General features: G+C 60.5%; 16 protein-coding genes. All 16 read right to left on the bottom strand.

Annotated features, from left to right (window positions below):
• Nucleotides 1–3: 3 nt before the first annotated feature.
• The 16 genes from ACXJKJ_RS14590 to ACXJKJ_RS14515 all read right to left on the bottom strand — a co-directional run bounded on the left by ACXJKJ_RS14590 (nt 4) and on the right by ACXJKJ_RS14515 (nt 16,652).
• Nucleotides 4–582 (bottom strand): acyltransferase, encoded by a 579-nt coding sequence (locus ACXJKJ_RS14590; protein ID WP_457390630.1) that lies wholly within the window; start codon nt 580–582, stop codon nt 4–6.
• 3 nt (nt 583–585) lie between these two features.
• Nucleotides 586–1,500 (bottom strand): glycosyltransferase family 2 protein, encoded by a 915-nt coding sequence (locus tag ACXJKJ_RS14585; RefSeq protein WP_457390629.1) that lies wholly within the window; start codon nt 1,498–1,500, stop codon nt 586–588.
• Nucleotides 1,501–1,595: 95 nt separating this feature from the next.
• Nucleotides 1,596–2,546, bottom strand: a complete 951-nt coding sequence (locus tag ACXJKJ_RS14580) for a glycosyltransferase family 2 protein (RefSeq protein WP_457390628.1) — start codon at nt 2,544–2,546, stop codon at nt 1,596–1,598.
• Nucleotides 2,497–3,939, bottom strand: a complete 1,443-nt coding sequence (locus tag ACXJKJ_RS14575; protein WP_457390627.1) for an O-antigen ligase family protein — start codon at nt 3,937–3,939, stop codon at nt 2,497–2,499. The genes ACXJKJ_RS14580 and ACXJKJ_RS14575 overlap by 50 nt, the downstream gene beginning before the upstream one ends.
• A 21-nt stretch (nt 3,940–3,960) precedes the next feature.
• Nucleotides 3,961–5,034 (bottom strand): hypothetical protein, encoded by a 1,074-nt coding sequence (locus tag ACXJKJ_RS14570; protein ID WP_457390626.1) that lies wholly within the window; start codon nt 5,032–5,034, stop codon nt 3,961–3,963.
• A gap of 17 nt (nt 5,035–5,051) precedes the next feature.
• Entirely contained in the window at nt 5,052–6,170 is a 1,119-nt protein-coding gene (locus tag ACXJKJ_RS14565; protein WP_457390625.1) for a glycosyltransferase family 4 protein, read from the bottom strand.
• A 5-nt stretch (nt 6,171–6,175) separates the two neighbouring features.
• Nucleotides 6,176–7,672, bottom strand: a complete 1,497-nt coding sequence (locus tag ACXJKJ_RS14560; protein WP_457390624.1) for an oligosaccharide flippase family protein — start codon at nt 7,670–7,672, stop codon at nt 6,176–6,178.
• 32 nt (nt 7,673–7,704) lie between these two features.
• Nucleotides 7,705–8,631: a GDP-L-fucose synthase family protein gene (locus ACXJKJ_RS14555; RefSeq protein ID WP_457390623.1), complete on the bottom strand. Its 927-nt coding sequence runs from the start codon at nt 8,629–8,631 to the stop codon at nt 7,705–7,707.
• A gap of 24 nt (nt 8,632–8,655) precedes the next feature.
• Complete coding sequence (locus tag ACXJKJ_RS14550) at nt 8,656–9,753, bottom strand: acyltransferase family protein (RefSeq protein ID WP_457390622.1); 1,098 nt, start codon at nt 9,751–9,753, stop codon at nt 8,656–8,658.
• Nucleotides 9,737–10,852: a GDP-mannose 4,6-dehydratase gene (gene gmd, locus ACXJKJ_RS14545; RefSeq protein ID WP_457390621.1), complete on the bottom strand. Its 1,116-nt coding sequence runs from the start codon at nt 10,850–10,852 to the stop codon at nt 9,737–9,739. The genes ACXJKJ_RS14550 and gmd overlap by 17 nt, the downstream gene beginning before the upstream one ends.
• 29 nt (nt 10,853–10,881) lie before the next feature.
• A complete protein-coding gene (epsI, locus tag ACXJKJ_RS14540; protein WP_457390620.1) occupies nt 10,882–11,571 on the bottom strand; it encodes an exosortase-associated protein EpsI, B-type in 690 nt (229 codons plus the stop codon).
• Nucleotides 11,568–12,467 (bottom strand): exosortase B, encoded by a 900-nt coding sequence (gene xrtB / locus ACXJKJ_RS14535; protein WP_457390619.1) that lies wholly within the window; start codon nt 12,465–12,467, stop codon nt 11,568–11,570. Before xrtB ends, epsI begins: the two co-directional genes overlap by 4 nt.
• Nucleotides 12,468–12,481: 14 nt before the next feature.
• The gene (locus ACXJKJ_RS14530; protein ID WP_457390618.1) at nt 12,482–13,336 is read right to left on the bottom strand and encodes a polysaccharide biosynthesis tyrosine autokinase; all 855 of its coding nucleotides are present in this window, start codon (nt 13,334–13,336) and stop codon (nt 12,482–12,484) included.
• 31 nt (nt 13,337–13,367) lie between these two features.
• On the bottom strand, nt 13,368–14,801 hold the full coding sequence (epsF, locus tag ACXJKJ_RS14525) for a chain length determinant protein EpsF (RefSeq protein WP_457390617.1): 1,434 nt from the start codon (nt 14,799–14,801) through the stop codon (nt 13,368–13,370).
• 16 nt (nt 14,802–14,817) lie between these two features.
• Nucleotides 14,818–15,648: a polysaccharide export protein EpsE gene (gene epsE, locus ACXJKJ_RS14520; RefSeq protein WP_457390616.1), complete on the bottom strand. Its 831-nt coding sequence runs from the start codon at nt 15,646–15,648 to the stop codon at nt 14,818–14,820.
• Between the two features lie 5 nt (nt 15,649–15,653).
• Nucleotides 15,654–16,652 carry an EpsD family peptidyl-prolyl cis-trans isomerase gene (locus ACXJKJ_RS14515; RefSeq protein ID WP_457390615.1) on the bottom strand — a complete coding sequence of 333 codons (999 nt, stop codon included), beginning with the start codon at nt 16,650–16,652 and terminating at the stop codon, nt 15,654–15,656.
• Nucleotides 16,653–16,820: the final 168 nt, after the last annotated feature.

Genomic DNA, 16,820 nt, shown 5'->3' with positions numbered 1-16,820 from the left:
GAATCACCGCTCATCTTCTGCAAGCTCGCGAATAACGCGCGCCGGATTACCAGCTGCGATGGTCCATGGCGGGACATCGCGCGTCACGACAGATCCGGCACCCACCACAGCACCTTCGCCGATGGTGACACCAGGAAGAACGATGCTGCCGAAACCAACCCAGGCCTTATCGCAAATGCGCACTGGCGCAACTTGAACGACAGACCAATCCTTGCTCCCACGCAACCAACCCGTCACGTCATTGGCTCGCTCAGAAAAGCGCAACGAGTGGGAAGCGTGGTCAAAGATCGTCGTGTTCCAAGCAATCATTACATCGTCACCTACGGTAATGCAGCTTGCACAACTGATATCTCCTCCACCGATGAAGCTGCGGTCGCCCACCGTCAAAGTAGCGCCCTCGCGCTCGATGGTTAAGCGAGTCTCCACCCGTGATTCATTGCCAATGCGTAAATGACCGCCCCGGCCCGAGCGTATACGCCAGTAATAGACTTGGCTACCTGCGCCAGCGCTAAGCGAAGCAAATTGCCGTTTGATTCGCCAAAGCGCCAACGAGGACAAAAGCGACTTGATAAGGGATTTCATCCGCTAAGCGAATCTATTTTTCAGGTGACGACGGGCCCGCTCCCAGAAGGTATTCTGCGACCTCAAGAGTGCGGTTACCGTGCCAAAGGCTGCAACGTCGGTCGCGTCTTTTGGGCTTGGCAATTTGACCAAGGCCTGCGTGAATTCCGTCGCCGTGGCGTCCTGAGAACCATTGCCCACAACGCCACAATTCATCCCGGAACCGTCAAATCCTTCATTGCTGACGAGACTGCGCCGAGGATATAACGCAAGTCCGTCGCGCACGAACACACTTAAATACCAACGAATGGCCCAAGAATCAATCATGCCCGCCTTCTGCTTTTTCAGCATCGAGTAGTAAGGGTAGGCATCGCCAAGATTAAATCGCTTGCGCGTCGCTCGACTGCCTTCGACAGTCGAAAATGATTTCATCGAGGGATCGAAGTGTTTCCAGGCCCGTTGCCACGTCGCCCAACCCCACGAGGTGGTGAACGGCAGAAAAACCGCATCGCTTTCATTCGACGACAGATCGACCGGGAACATATGGCCCGAAATCTGCATCACTCTGTCGTCGTTTTCATAGCGCTCAAGCCCGCGGTTCAGAAAATCCAGAAAAACTGGCGCTACGACCAGATCGTCCTCGACCACAATGACCCGGCCATGCTCGGCGCAGAGCCGCCCCACGCCGCTGATGATAGACGCCGCCAGTCCGCGGTTGCTGGGTGCATCATGCACCGTCTTGTTTGGATGCGGGAACTTGCGCGCGACATCGCGCGTTGCCTCCACGGCAGCGTCCTCGTCCGGGCGACGGGAGCCGTCGCAGAAGATGTGCAATTCGCTGCGCAGGAATTCAGGGTTGCGCGCAAGCGCTTCCAGCGTGCGCTGCGTATGCACCGGACGCTTGAATGTGAATAGCGCGATGGGCGCCAGTTCGGCCATGACATGATCCTTCTCAAACAACGGATTCGAAACACCACGACCAGCTCACCCTGCGGGTATGGCAGGTCAAGCGAGTAAAGGTAGCTCGAATTGAATCAATGGTGGCGGTGGAATATCGCCTTGCGGCCTCCGTCAAGCCAGAATCGAAAATAGGGCCAGGCAAAGAACACAGGCCACTGCCAGCTTGCGTGACGGCGTGTGAAATGAAGCCAGGAGCGCCAGGGCAGCCCCTTGCGGCTCAGCATGTGGCGCCAGCGGGCGGCGATTGGCTTGTCTGCGTCCTTGAACGTCCCTGCGGCGCTGTTGTTGTCGCAGGTGCCGTGGAACCCACTCGCCAGCCAGATCTCGACGCCAGCGGCGGTGGCACGCAGGCCATAGTCGATGTCGCCCAGCGCATGCTCGAAGTAAGGGTCGAGATTGCCCACGCGCAGGGCCGCAGCCGCTGGTATCAGCACGACGTTGGCATTGAATGTCTCAACCCGGCGCGGTTGCGCTGCCGGTTCAATCTTGACGAATGTCGTGTACTTGCTCGGGTTGGGCCTCTCCTGCCCGCCGTAGGTCAGTGTCCCCAACATACTGTCACGAGTGCTGCCCACCACGATGACCGGCATTTCTGTGCGCGAACCGCATGCTGCAGCGTCGGCCAGTAAACGCGGCAGCGCATCATCGTCAAGCATCGTGTCATCGTTGAGCAGCAGGTAATAGTCATAGCCCCGCTCCAGGGCAGCCGCAAATGCCCGGTGCATGCCACGACACCAGAACAGGGGCTCTGCGTCGTTGACGATGACATGGACCCAATCGAATGCACCAGATACCTGAGCTGCTGTCTTGTCCGTACTCCCGTCATCCACCAACACAGCATTCAACTGGATCCCATGCAATGCCGCACTAGATCCAAGGCGCGTGAGGCATGCGACCGTCTTGTCGCGCCGGTTGAAGCTCGTCAGCAAGGCACAAACGCGCCGCGGACGATTGATCTCAGCAGAAATATTCATTTCAAAAGGCGCGCTGTCCGTGCAGCAATTGAGTTCGTCTGTCGAGACCATGAACGGGCGCTCTTGAATGAATGAACATTGCCGCGAACGCAAATGCCAGCAGGTGGAGGACGGAATCCATGCCGGAAAGGCCACCAAGGCGCATGGGGCTTTCGGAGAAACAACGAATCATCAGACTAACGAAAGCAATCCCGGCCAGCCCCGAACTGGCCCGCCATGTGCCGGCACAGTTTCGACCCAAGAGGTATACATACCAGGCCAGCGTCAACAAACCAAAAATCCCCGCTTGCCCGGCAGTCTGAAAGAACTGGTTGTGCGCATGTCCGGCAGACATGAAGTTGTTTTGAAAACGATAAAGAGGATCCCAAATCGAAGGCCCATAGCCAAACAAGGGGTTTTTCAGCAGTTCATTCCAGCTGATTTCCCAGATCCGCGTGCGACCGGTGAAAGTGATCCCCTCCTTGAAATTCAGCAGGCGGTCCAGCAGGCCGGCATAGGCCGACAGTGCAAACGCCAGCGCCGCCAGCGATCCAACGACGGCGCCGGCGAAGACGAGTTTCAGCGTGAATTGGCCGGGCATGCTCGACTTCGAGTAGCCACGAATATCCTCGAAGCGCACAAAGATCGCACCTATCAGCGCCACGATCCAGGAAGTCTTCGACTGGGTAAAGATCAACGCCGCCAGCGAGATCGCCAGAAATATCAGATTGGGCCGCTTCCTGACCAATGGGCTGAGTTCCAGAATAACCGCCAGAGCTGCCACGATGCCAAGTGAATTGGCATGATCGGAAAACCCGTACAAACGGTAGGAAAATCCTGGAATCCAGGATTTATAGCCCGATTCGACCGTCATGCTCGGCAGCACCGCGGCCCCCACCAGACTGGCAGCCAGAACGCCGATCAATGCCCATTTGAATTTGCGCAGCGCATCGCCATTCATCCCGGCTGGCGCCAGCAAAGCCACAGCTGTAAAGGCTGTTGGCGCGTAAATCCAACCCAGCTTGACTTCGCGCGTGGTCGTAAACAACAGGCCCGCAACATAGGACGCCACGTAAAAAGAAAAGAAGCTGAGCAGCACCCATTTCGTACCGCTCGCCATCCTGCGTGTTCCCGTGCACCACCGGAATATCTCACCCAGCGAGACGAAAAGTATCAACGCGTTGGTTAGTCGACTGGCCCAGAAACCGGCGCCTTGGTCGGATTCTTGCAGCGCCGCCAGGGTGTTGAGTGTCACGTCCTGTGAGTAAATCGTACGACCGCTGAGGAGGATGCTCAACGCACTGCCGACAACGAGCGCTCCAAGAATGACTGCCAGCTTGCTCGAATCGCTCCACTTGTCAGCCAGCCAGCCGGAGGCAACGATACTGAGTGCAACAATGATTGCCGCCACAAGCGCAGCCACATAGGGCAAAACCTCGAACGTGAATGCAAGTATTTCATTCATTCTGGGTTAACTCCATGCTGGTCAATCGAACTGCCGTTGTCGAGCCGGACCCACCGCGCCATATTGAATGAGGTCACCCTGTCGCTGGTGCGATCTGAGCCGCCCGTTCAAGGTTTGTGTCAGGTGAACATCCAAGGCGTCGTCCATGCCTATGGCAAACGCTCGGCCGTGGCGGTGATCCGGTGCCAATGTTCTTTGCATGTCTACAGCCAATACCGTAGGACTTGCCTCAAGACCTTGACCCTTCTCATGGCCCCAGATGGAAAGCATATCGTCGCCATGCAGATGCATTTGCGGCTCAAACCAAAGGTATGGCGCCGTAGAAAGCATGGCCGCCCATACGCTGTAGGACGATACGGAGCAAACCAGCAAATCGGCTTGCGACATGGCGAGCAGATCAGAGATATCCGCCGGCGCCGCGCTCCGGGTGTCTACGGGATGCAGTAAATCGACCAGCGGTCGAAGTTGCTCCGGCGAGCCGTCCGAGAAAATCTGGAACTGGAGACGCGTCCCGTATTCGGCCAGCAATCGCCTGCCGATATTCAAGAACCAGTCAATCGGCAGCGCGCAATTGAAACGGCCGCGGTAATACTGCAGTTCGGCCTTGGATTCCTGAAAATCACCAAGCCGCACGTGCATGGCGACGGTCAGTTTTGCCGGGTCCAGGCGAGCCGACAACTCGGACAAATTGCCCGCCGCGTACCGGCTGCGATAGAGCGTCGTCCTGACGAATTCCCTGGCGCGCGCGATGTGGTGCATGCCGCCCCACATGCCTTCGGTCAGCACCACCAACGGGCCGCGATCATGCAATCCATTCGATTTGGCAAACCGGCTGAATGCTTCGCTGACGTCCCCGCCTCCATGGGCGAGATAGTCGGCCTCGTCGAATCGCACATGGGGCAAGGCCGCGGCCATGCCGCGATGAATCAGCCAATCCGCGTTCGAAGTGCCGAAGTGATGGCCGTATCGGCGCTGGTTGATCCCAAAGGCGGGGTGCAGGCAATGTGCACCCAACTCCCGTGCCATCAGGTAGGCGCGCGCCCAGGGCACCAACTCATTGCCCAAGCCGGCACCGCGTCCCCTGACGACGGGCATGCACCATTGCAAGCGACTCACCGCCGACCCCTCCGGCTCAGCGCGTCTCGATAGACCGCTGCCGTCTCTGCGGCGCACCGCGCCCAGGTGAAGTGGGCAACACGCTTTTGACCGGCGGCCGACACCGCGCTGCGCCTGGCGGGGTCAGCCATCAACCGTTCAACGACGCGTGCGATGTCGCCGACATCCGCCGGGTCGAAGTACTCGGCGCCGTCTTCRCAGACTTCCGGGAACGACGTGGCTCGCGCGCAGGCGATGGGGCAGGCTTGCACCATCGCCTCCGTGAGCGGCATGCCGAAGCCTTCATAGGTCGATGGAAAGACGAACAGCTCGGCGTGCTTGTAGGCCTGGGCCAGCAAGGCGTCGTCACCGTGAAGCTGCGTCACGCGGGACACGGGCCAGCCGCTGGCGTTGCACAGCGCCTTCTCTTCCTCGCTCAACGGCCCCCCGCCAAAGCAGACCAACTGCAGCGAGGCCGGCAAGCCCTTGGCGGCGCCGAGCGCGCGGATGAGGTTGTCGAAGTTCTTGTACGTCTGGCGGGTGCCGACATACAGCAGATAGCTCGGAGGCAGGACGGCCGGGCGGGGGGCAGTGGCGCGGTCCTGGGTGACGCCGTGATGGACGACGTGGCACCTGTCGGCGAATTCCGGATAGAAGGAAATCAAATCCGACTTCGTCGATTCAGAGATGCAGATGATGGCGTCGGCCCTGCGCAGCGCCGCCAACTTGGCTTCGATGCGGCGCGTCGGCTGATCGAAATAGTGGGGGAATCGCTCCACGGTCATGTCATGGACCGTGCTGATCAGCCTCCCATCGCCGTTCAATGCCGATGCCGGGTTGAAGTGGTTGGTGCCGGTCTCGTGCAAGATTTGCGGCGACTTGAATTTCACCGCTCCCCACAGCAGCGGCGCCAGCAATGAAGGCCGGTACCGGAGGCCGCGGCGCAAGCCCTGCAGTTCAAAGCTGAGCGGATGCAGCGGATCAGACCCGCCGAGATATCGATTGACGTATGCCGGCGCAAAGATCTGGACTTGCGCATCGCGCGGGCTCATGCCGCGCGCGAGCTCGACGAAATATCGCGACACACCGCCGTAGGCTTGCGTCGCAAAAATCTGATGATCGAAAACAACCTTCATCGGACTCATTGGGCGTCGGCCCTCATGCCAAGCAGTTTGCACAAGCGGCGCGCCAGAGCCGACTCACCCGCACGCGCGAGCAGCATCTGCCTCAGTTCTGGTGCCAATAGCCACTGCGAGCCCAGACGCAACGCCAGCAGGCAGCAAACAAGACCGACGGCAGCAGAAGCGAAGCCATCTCCGATCACGCCAAGTGCCAGGTTGCGTATGCCCAGGCTCGTGAGCAGCACAACCGCGGTCAGCACCGCCGCGCCCAGCGCAGCGCGCAAGGCCGGCGCTGCGGGTAGGCTGATCCGGTGTGCCAACGCCAGCAGCACCAGCAGCGAGCGCAACGCATACAGCGCGGGCACCAGCCACACCACATTCACCAGCGGATAGTCGGAAAGCAGATACAGGCCCACGACCAGCAGCACGACGATGCTCGCCTGTACCTTGAACTCGCTGCGCGCAGCGCCGACGCTCCACAGCGTGGGGCCCGCAATCGACAGCAAGGCATAGCTGGGAATGGCGACGCAGAGCGCTGCAAACAGGGGCGCTGCATTCAGCCATCGTTCCCCATAAAGCACATGCATCACCAAAGGCGCATGCAGCGAGAGGAAGCCGAACACCGGACAGGTGATGAGCAGCACCAGGGAAGCCGCAGCAATGAAGCCGCGCCGAACTCTCGCGTGGTCATCCTGCACGCGCGAAGCGGACGAGAACACCACCGATTGCGCCGCACCCACCAGCATGGCAGCCGGCGCGCGCGAGAGGTTGCCCGCTGCCGAGTATTCGCCCAAGCTGCTCGAGCCCCACAGCTTGCCGATGACGATGCGATCGATGCTGTCGATCGCCCAGTTGGCCATATTGGTAGCCATCACGCTGAAACCGAAATTTCGCAAAGCCCTATCGCCGCTGAATTTGATCCGCAAGGGGAACTTGATGGCCAGGTAGCCGAACACGAGGTTGATGACAGTCTGCGCGGCGAATCCGATCACCAGCGCCCAAGCGCCATAGCCCGCCAGGGCCAGGGCCATTCCGATCACGCCCACACCCACAAGATAGCCGCCGACGTTGAGCAGTTGCTGCCGCTTCATGTCGAGGTTGCGGCGCAGCAGACTCATCGGGATGTTGGACAACGCTTGCAACGGAATCAGCACGCCGCAAGCACGCATCAGGTCGGTGTATGCCTCATCCTTGAGCTGCCAGGCCAGCAGCGGGGCGCTTGCGAAGATGACAACGCCGATGATCAGCGACAGCAACGACACCCAGCCCAGCGCATAAGCGATGTCATCGTCACTGAGCTCGGCCTTCTGGATCAGCGCAGAACCAAATCCACCATCAGCAAGCAGCCAGCCAAAACCCAGCACCACGAGCACCATCGCCGCCTGGCCAAAAGCCAGGGGCCCGAGCATTCGCGCCAGCGCGACCTGGATGACCAACTGGGCGAGCACTTTGGCGAGGGCGCCCGCGTAGGACCACAGCAGTGCGCTGAAGCTGCGAGCAGCGAGGGACTTGGTCAAGGGAGGCTGCGCCAGACTGCCGGACATGGCGGTCAAGCCCGCTTCAGAAAGTCCGCGTAAGCGAGCCCAACGCCCGTGTGCAGGTCGGTACGAAACTGCCAGCCCAGCGACTGCAGGCGCGAGACGTCGAGCAGCTTGCGCGGCGTGCCGTCGGGTTTGCTGCTGTCGAAGACGATGCGGCCTTCGAAGCCGATCACCTTCATGACGGTCTCGGCCAGTTCGCGGATGGTCACGTCCTCGCCGGTGCCGATGTTGACGAGGGCGCCGTCGTAGCCCTGCTCCATCAGGTGCACGCAGGCGTCGGCCAGATCGTCGACGTAGAGGAACTCACGGCGCGGCGTGCCACTGCCCCAGACGACGTACTCGGCGTCACCGCGCAGCTTGGCCTCGTGCGCCTTGCGGATCAGCGCGGGCAGCACGTGGCTGTTGGCGAGATCGTAGTTGTCGTTGGGGCCGTAGAGGTTGGTCGGCATCACGCTGACGTACTGCCGGCCGTATTGGCGGTTGTAGCTTTCAGCGAGCTTGATGCCGACGATCTTGGCCAGGGCGTAAGGCTCGTTAGTCTGCTCCAGCGGGCCGGTCAGCAGGTAGTCTTCCTTGATCGGCTGTGGGCAGTCGCGCGGATAGATGCAGCTGGAGCCCAGGAACATCAGGCGCTGCACGCCGGCCAGGTGGGCGCCATGGATGAGGTTCGCCTCGATCAGCAGGTTCTGATAGAGGAAATCCGCCCGATAGACGTTGTTGGCCTGGATGCCACCGACCTTGGCCGCAGCGATGTAGATGTAGTCGGGCTTGTGCTCCGCGAGGAAGGCGGATACGGCATTCTGGTCAAGCAGGTCGAGCGTGTCGCGGCCGGCGGTGAGGATGTTGGTGTAGCCGCCCTTTTCAAGGCGACGCACCAGCGCGGAGCCCACCATGCCGCGATGACCCGTTACGAAGATATGTGATTGTTTATCCATGGCAGGGGAATTACATCCAAAAATTCAATTAACACCAGCCTCCAGAGGCCTTTGATTTCGTATACGCCAACGCGACTGGAGAAACGCACGCGCCGGAGATTCAACGAATCTGTAAGTCAACCAAGACAAGCCAATCGTGACCGCAAGAATGAGAACACCGCGGAGCAGCAAGTCTAGTTTCGCCCCGATCAAATTGACGGTTTTGATGACCAGCAAATGATTGAGATAAATTGAATACGAAATCAAGCCGAGCCAAGTTACCGGCCGCCAAGTACATATCTTGACGACCCAACCAGATTTACCCAGGGCAGCCACAACAAGGATAGGAAATAAAACTGCGGCAACCACAAAGTCCACCGATTCAAATGGCACAGCAATCAAGAAGGCAAACAAAATCAGGAATCCAATTCCCGCCGCCTCATGCAATCCAACCCATTGGTGGCGCATATAAAATACCAATGCTCCACAAGAGAAGCCAACGGCACACCTCAATATTCCTGCGTTGATGAAGCCAATAGACTCTGCGTGGTAGTCAAGGACGTCAGCGTGAGCAAACAGCAGGCCAAGCCCGCCCAACCAGACAACGAGCAGAAGCACTATCAGCGCGCGCAGATCCTTCAGGTATCCAAGCAAGCAATACCATCCGAGATTCACCCAAAATTCAACGGAGATGGACCACGACGAGGTATTCCAGCTAGGGTGGTCCCAGAGACCAACGCACTGCAACAAAAATAAATTAAGAACAAAGGTGTAGCCGAGGGCGTCGGGAATCACCGCGTGCTTATTGAACGCCAGCGACAAACACAACTCCGCCGCAGCCAACAGAAGCAGCGTGGCAAGATGGAGCGGATACAGCCTTGCTACCCGAGCCCATGCAAACTTAGAAAAGCCAGTCCTGGAAGCAGCAGAAGCCGCATATCTGTGGGACAGCACATAACCACTAAGAATGAAGAACAGATCAACGGCAAGATATCCTTTGGCGAACCATCGATGAGAGTATTCAATGTGATAGAGGACAACGGCCAACGCCGCCAAACCTCTAACGCCGTCAAGAGCAGCAACGTAGCCGCCGGGCTTTCCTGCGGCTACGTCGCGGACTTGTTCGTCATTCGTTGTAGTCATAGGCTTGGAAGCCCGCCATCTTGACGAGGCTGTCGCGGCGGGCAGCGGTGTAGTCGGCCTGCACCATCTCGGCAACCAGCTCGCGCAGCGTCGTCTTGGGCACCCAGCCGAGTTTTTCCTTGGCCTTGGTCGGGTCACCCAGCAGGGTTTCGACTTCGGTAGGGCGGAAGTAGCGCGGGTCGACGCGCACGATGACGTCGCCGACCTTGCACTTGGCCTTGTCGCCAACGACCTTGCTGACGCGGCCGATCTCCTGCTCGCCCTCGCCCTCGAAACTCACGGTCACGCCCAGCTCGGCAGCGGCGAACTCGACGAACTGGCGCACGCTGTACTGCACGCCGGTGGCGATGACGAAGTCGTCGGCCTGGTCCTGCTGCAGCATCAGCCACTGCATCTCGACGTAGTCCCGTGCATGGCCCCAGTCGCGCAATGCGCTCAGGTTGCCCAGATACAGACAGTCCTGCAGGCCGAGCGCGATGCGGGCGACGGCGCGCGTGATCTTGCGGGTGACGAAGGTCTCGCCGCGGCGCGGGCTCTCGTGATTGAAGAGGATGCCATTGCAGGCATACATGCCGTAGGCCTCACGGTAGTTGACCGTGATCCAGTAGGCGTACATCTTGGCGACCGCATAAGGGCTGCGCGGGTAGAASGGCGTGGTCTCCTTCTGCGGGATCTCCTGCACCAGGCCGTACAGCTCGGAGGTGGACGCTTGATAGAAGCGCGTCTTCTTTTCCAGGCCCAGGATCCGGATGGCTTCGAGGATGCGCAACGTGCCCATGCCGTCGGCATCGGCCGTGTACTCGGGGCTTTCGAAGCTGACCGCCACATGGCTCATCGCGCCGAGGTTGTAGACCTCGTCGGGCTGCACCTCCTGGATGATGCGAATCAGGTTGGTGCTGTCGGTCAGGTCGCCGTAGTGGAGCTTGAAGCGCTGGTTGTCGACATGCGGATCCTGGTAGAGGTGGTCGACGCGGTCGGTGTTGAAGGATGAGGCGCGGCGCTTGATGCCATGCACCACATAGCCCTTGGACAGCAGCAATTCCGCCAAGTAGGCACCATCTTGGCCCGTAACGCCAGTAATCAGAGCGGTCTTTGTCATACTACAAAATGGCAATTGAAAAATAGGGATTATTGATAGATTGAACCGAGAAGGCGACTGCGATTCTGGGGGGGTATGGCGGCCAGCAGATCCTGGATGAAGGCATCTTGCAGCGCGAAAGCTTTGTTGTCATCCGCCGATATCGACGAAACACGAACGAGCACGCCGTCTGGAATCTCCCCTTTGAGGCCGTACCGAATCGCAACCCAGCGATGCGGATAACCGAATTGCGTGATTTCATCTCCGACCATCACCCAATAAGTGATCGGCTCATTACGTGGGCCCATCGTTGCTACCAGGCGTTTCACGGGCAACGGCTTGCCGCGGATATCGACGGAGCCATCGCTGACGCCACTGCTCAATTTGAAGCCTTGAGCGGGATAGCAGATCTCGGGCCGGTGCGTGATCATGCCCTTGTGCTGGTTGCGCCCGTAGGCCAAAGAAAGCATGACGCGCTCGCCGGCCGCGCTCCTGAATGTCATTGCCACCGTTTCGTCGTAGGTGGCATCCAGCACCTTCTGCAGATCAGGGCTGGGCGGAACCGGCAAGATGGAGTCATCCACCACCCAGCCCGCAAATTTCGTCGGCACGATACTGGCTAGTTTTTCACGCGATTTCAGGTCGGCCAGAAAAACCCTGGGCGTAATGGCCAAGGCGATGGCACAAGCCGCTGCCATCACAGCAGCAAGTACGCCAGATCTAATCAGGTCGCCTTTCATGCCGTACCCTTTTTACGCTCCAGGAAAAATCCTACGACCTTGTCCGTGAACAGTATTAACGTAAGAGCCACAAGGAACAGCACCATACCGGCGAATCCATGCACGAAACCCTGCCCGGCCTCATCACCAAAATGGTAAGTTACCAGCACCAAGATCATCACCCGAATCACGTTGGCCGCAAATGAGATCGGGATGATCAGGATGGCCAGCGCGATATTTCGCACCAGACTCGTGTATTGCATGATGTTCATATACAGAAGCCCCAGAGCCTCCAGCGTGAACATTGAATTCAAACCAGCACAGGCGTCTGCCACCAATAACTGATACTGCCCCACCGTCAAGATGACACCCGAACGCCCCACCGGGTACCCCGCCGCAAACAGGACGCTGGATGCCACGGCAGACACCGCGGACTTGAGTGGCGAGGTCACGAAGGACACCCAGTCTCCAGGCCAGGGGATCATGAACACCAGAAACAGAAGCGGGAACCATGCCAGCTTGACGCCCGCCGAGCCGAAGAACAGTAGCAGCAGCGCGACAAGGACCAGGATCTGAGATCCGATTTCCAGCATCCAGATGGACTGAGAGCGCCCGACCGCATAGGCCGCGATGCCCAACAACAGCAGCACGCTGCCAGCAAAGTTGCTGGGTGCACGCTTCAGCGCCGCGAATTCCTCGTGCTTACGAAAGAGTAGCCAAGCACTGACGGCCAGGATGATGGGGCCGTGCCCCTGTTCGTCACTGGCCCAGATCGTTCTCGACAAGTTGTAGTAGCTGGGCCCGTACATGATGGCCCACCCGAGAAGCAGCAACGCCAGCGGCGCCCAGGATTTGAGCTCGGGCTGACGTGTCATCTTCTTGGGCGCAGCAACACGCGAATCGAACGCAGCGGACACAAGCTCGCACCTTCTCAAAACTCGTTGACGACCGCGCCAATCAATTGCACCGAGCTGCCAGACATGCTGGCCACCAGATCCTGCAGCGCGGCGACCTTGTTCTCATGTCGGCGCGTTAGCACCAGAGCCGCACCGCACTTTGCGGCGACGACGCAGGCGTCCGATCCCAGAGAGGCCGCCGCCGTGTCGATGACGACATGGTCGAATTTGGAGGTCAGCTCGCGCACGAGCAGGCCAAAGGCCGGACGTTCGATGAGTTCCAGCGGGTTCGGCGGGATTGGGCCGCAGGGCAAGACAAACAGCCCGGGAACGCCTTCGACGGCCTGGATGACCTGAGTCTCGGAGCGGCCCGACAACAACGATGACAAGCCTGCCGAGTTGCTGACCTTGAACACCTCATGCTGGCGGGGGCCACGCAGGTCGGCGTCGACGATCAGCGTGCGTCCGCCAAGCTGGGCTAGGGCTACGGCCAGGTTGGCCGCGAAATACGTCTTGCCGTCACCGCTGGCAGGGCTGATAACGGCCATGGCCTGGCGCACGGTGTCAGGCTTGCTGAGCCGCATCGTGACCTGGCTGCGCACCGCGCGGATCGCTTCCGCCTGCACAGAGAAGGGTTGTAGCAGTGTGACCAGCTCGGGGCTGGCGAGGCGCCGCTCGGCACTGGCCAGGGGATAGTGGAACTGCTGCGCAAGGGCGTTCAACACGTCGTCAGGACTGGCCAGACCGAGGGTGACGGCGGCTTCACCGAAGCGCACGCCATGCTCGCGCTGATAGCTCAGCACCTTCTCGACTTCAGCGGCGCTGAGATTGCGCGCATCGCGGATCAGGTCGCCAATCGGGCGGTCATGCAGGTCGGCAGGGGCGTTCACGGAGGCTCCAGAAGTTGCGGCGTTCATCAGCTCAGGCCGCCTTGCCTGGCACTTGGCCGAGCAGGCGTTGCTGCATCAGATTGGCCTTGGCCGTCCGGCCGAACAGGCGGCGACGGGCATTCGGCGACGGCAGCACGCCGATGATCGGCAGACCCACCGCTTGGGCGACGTCTTCGACACTGCGAACGCGGCGATCCAGCATTTCCATCGCAACGACGACGGCAACGGCCAGCAACGTGCCGGCGAAGATGGCCACGGCCATATTCAGCACGATCTTGGGTGCTGACGGCGTGAGGGGCGGAATGGCTTGCGACAACACAGACACATTGCTCTGCGTGGCAAGGCTCTCCATCGTCGACTGGTTGAAGCGCTGCATGACCATGTCATAGGTGCGCTGAGCGTTGTCGACATCTCGCACCAGCACGGCGCCGTCGTCACGAACGGCCTTCATCTGCAGCACTTTGGCGCGCTGGGCCTCAAGCGCAGCCTTGATCTCACCGGCGCGCTGCTGGTTGATGTTGTTGGCGATACCTAGCGAGCTGCCCACCTTGGTCGTTTCGGCGTCAATCCGCGCCTTGAGCTCGGCCAGGTTGGCGCGCGCCTCGATGACCTGTGGGTTTTGTTCGCCGAGTTTGGACGTGAGCTCCTGCAGGCGGGCCTGCAAACGGGCCTGGTCAGCCTTGAGGCCCGCGATCAGCGGGTTGTTCAACACTTCCTGCATGCGGTCGGCACCCACGCCGCGCGCGGCAGCTTGGCGGCTGACCGAATCCGACGCCAGCGACTGCAGGCCGACGTATTGCGACGACAGCTCGTTCAGCCGGCCGTTCTCGACGTCCAGCCGCTCATCGGTGGCGATGATGCCCTTGTCCTTCTGGAAGTCGGACAGCTTGGACTGAGCTTTCTCGAGGACGTCGCGCGCTTCCTTGGCTCGTTGATCGAAGAAGGACGAGTAAAGCCGCGCCGGCTCGACGCGCATCTCGACATTGGTTTCGAGATAGGCCTGCACAAAGGCGTTAGCCAGGGCCGCTGCAAACTTGGGGTCGGCGGCCTTGTAGGTGACGGTGACGACGTTGGATTCGCGCGAGGGCTTCACGTCCAGGCTCTTCTGGAACAGCACATTCAGCCACTGCTCGATGGAGCCAGTTCCATCGGTCGCGCTCTGCCATTGCTCGCGGATCTGGGGGTTCTCGTTGAGCTTGAGATTGCGCACGACCTTGAAGGCGACACGGTCGCTCTGGATCACGTCGATCTGCGTCGCGATCAAGCTCGGGTTGACGCCGCCCGGAAACAGCACGGCCGCCAACGGGTCGGGCTTAGTCGAGTCGATGACAACCGAGGCCGTCGCCGTGTAGCTCTTGGGCCAGGCCAGGCTGAGCGCCAGGGCCAGCACAACGATAGCGGCGAACACGCCAAGCGCCATCTTGTAGCGCGCACGCAGGATGGCCAGGAATTGGACAAAGTTCATTGCTGGATCCTCAAAATCAGAACAGGCTCTCTTTGACGTAGACCACGTCGCCGTCCTTCAGGCTGTCGTCCATGCCCGGCTGCATGACTTGCACCTTGCCGTCGGCCGACTTGCGGTGCACGCGGATGCCGCGCTCGGTGCCGCGCTGGGTCAGGCCGCCGCCAGTGGCGAGGGCCTGCATCAGGGTCATGCCGCGCTCCAGCCGCATCGGGCCGGGGCGTTGCACTTCGCCATAGATATAGACCAGCGGTGCGCGGTCGACCCAGAGCACGTCGCCGTTCTGGATCAGCACGTCATTCGGGCGACCGTGTTCGGCACTGGGACCGAAAACGGTGGGGAGATCGATCTCCATGCGGAAGGGCTTGCCCGCGCGCGTGCCGCTGAGGACGAGGATTTCCGCGCCCGTGCTGGCAACGCCGCCGGCGTTGGCCAGCAGGTCGGTCATGCGCATGTCGGCCGTCTCGATCGGATAGCGGCCTGGACGGTTGACCTGGCCGAGCACGCTGGCCTGGTTGCCCTTGACCTGCATCAGGATCAGCGTGACCTGCGGCGACTTGACGAAGTTGCCGTTCTTCAGGCCGTCGGCGATGAGCTTCTCGGCAGCGCTGACACTCAGCCCGCCAATGCGCACATTGCCAAGCAGAGGGAAGCTGATGACACCGTTCTCTGAGACCCGGGTCTCCAGCGTCAGGTCAACGTTTTGATAGACGACGATGCGCACGACGTCGCCAGCGCCCAGGCGGTATTCGGCTGCCGTGGCGGTAACAGTCGGGGCAGCACCCTCGGCCTGCGCACCCMGGGTGGCAAGTCCGAGAGCAGCGGAGATAAGGAATTGGTGAAGACGCATCATCATCATTTCAGACCCATACCCTTGGAGATGGAAGCCGGATCGAGGCCGCTGGCCGCGGGAGCGGGAGCGGGAGCCGGGGCCGGAACAGGGGCGACCGGGGCCGGAACATCAGCCGTGACGGGCGCCAAAGGCGCTACGCTGCCAGCCGCCGAAGCCGCCTGCGCGAACTTGCCGACGTATTCGATCTTGGAACTGTCACGCAGCGCCTTGATGTCCCTCTGCACGACTTCGGCCTTGCGCTGGTTCATCAGGAAAGCTTCGATGGCAGGGCGGGCGCGGACTTCATCCACGGGCTGGCTGCGCGAGCCGACGAGGAAGAGCACCGTCATCCCGTTGGGGCTGGGGCTGACCATGGAGTCGCCATCCTTCATCTTGGCAATGGCGTCCAGGCCGGCCAGGGGCAGCTGCTCGGCGGCCCGCACGGCCTGGTTGCCGTTGAAGCGGATGTCGGCGGACTTCAGGTATTCAGCGAACTCGTTGAGGTTCTTGGCCGCCGCGAGCTTGGCGCGGATGGTCTCGAACTGCTCCGGCTTGGCCTCGATCTGCAGTTCCTGCAGGCTGTAGATGCGGCGGTCCTTGAACAGGGCCGGCTTGTCGTTGTAGTACTTGGCAATCTCTTCGTTGTTGGGCTTGGCAACGCTTTCGCCAACGCGCTCGGCGTAAGCCCGGGCGATGATCTCGCGCTTGGCGGCTTCGATCTGCTGCACGACGCGCGGGTCGCGGTCGAGCTTTTGCTCCTGCGCCTTCTGGACCGCCAGTTCCTGGTCGATCAGGCGCTCCAGCACCTGACGGCTGGCGGCCTCGGCCTGCTCCGGCTTGAGGCCCTGCTGGCGCTGCAGCACGAAATTGATCTGGTGGACGGTGATCTCTTCCTTGTTGACCTTGGCCGCCGTCTGGGATGCCTTGTCGCCCTTGTCACCACCGCAGGCCGTCAGCAGCGCCGCAACGGCGACGACTGCCAAGAGCAGGTGGGCACGGTGCTTGTTCTGTCGGTTTGCCATCTGATGAAGGTCCTTGTTATGCAGAGAAAGGGCACCCGCCCCAAAGAGCGGACGAGTGTAGCGGCGCGATATGTCGCTTCTGCGGGGCCCACGAAGCCATAACTGGGTTCGTCGGCGACCGGCAGTTAGAGCAAATACAAGCGGGAAGTTCCCAAGATCCCACGTTCT

Source organism: Roseateles sp. P5_E1 (assembly GCF_054049335.1).
The sequence above is the reverse complement of the archived record's forward strand: the minus strand, read 5'-3'. Positions and strand labels throughout refer to the sequence as shown.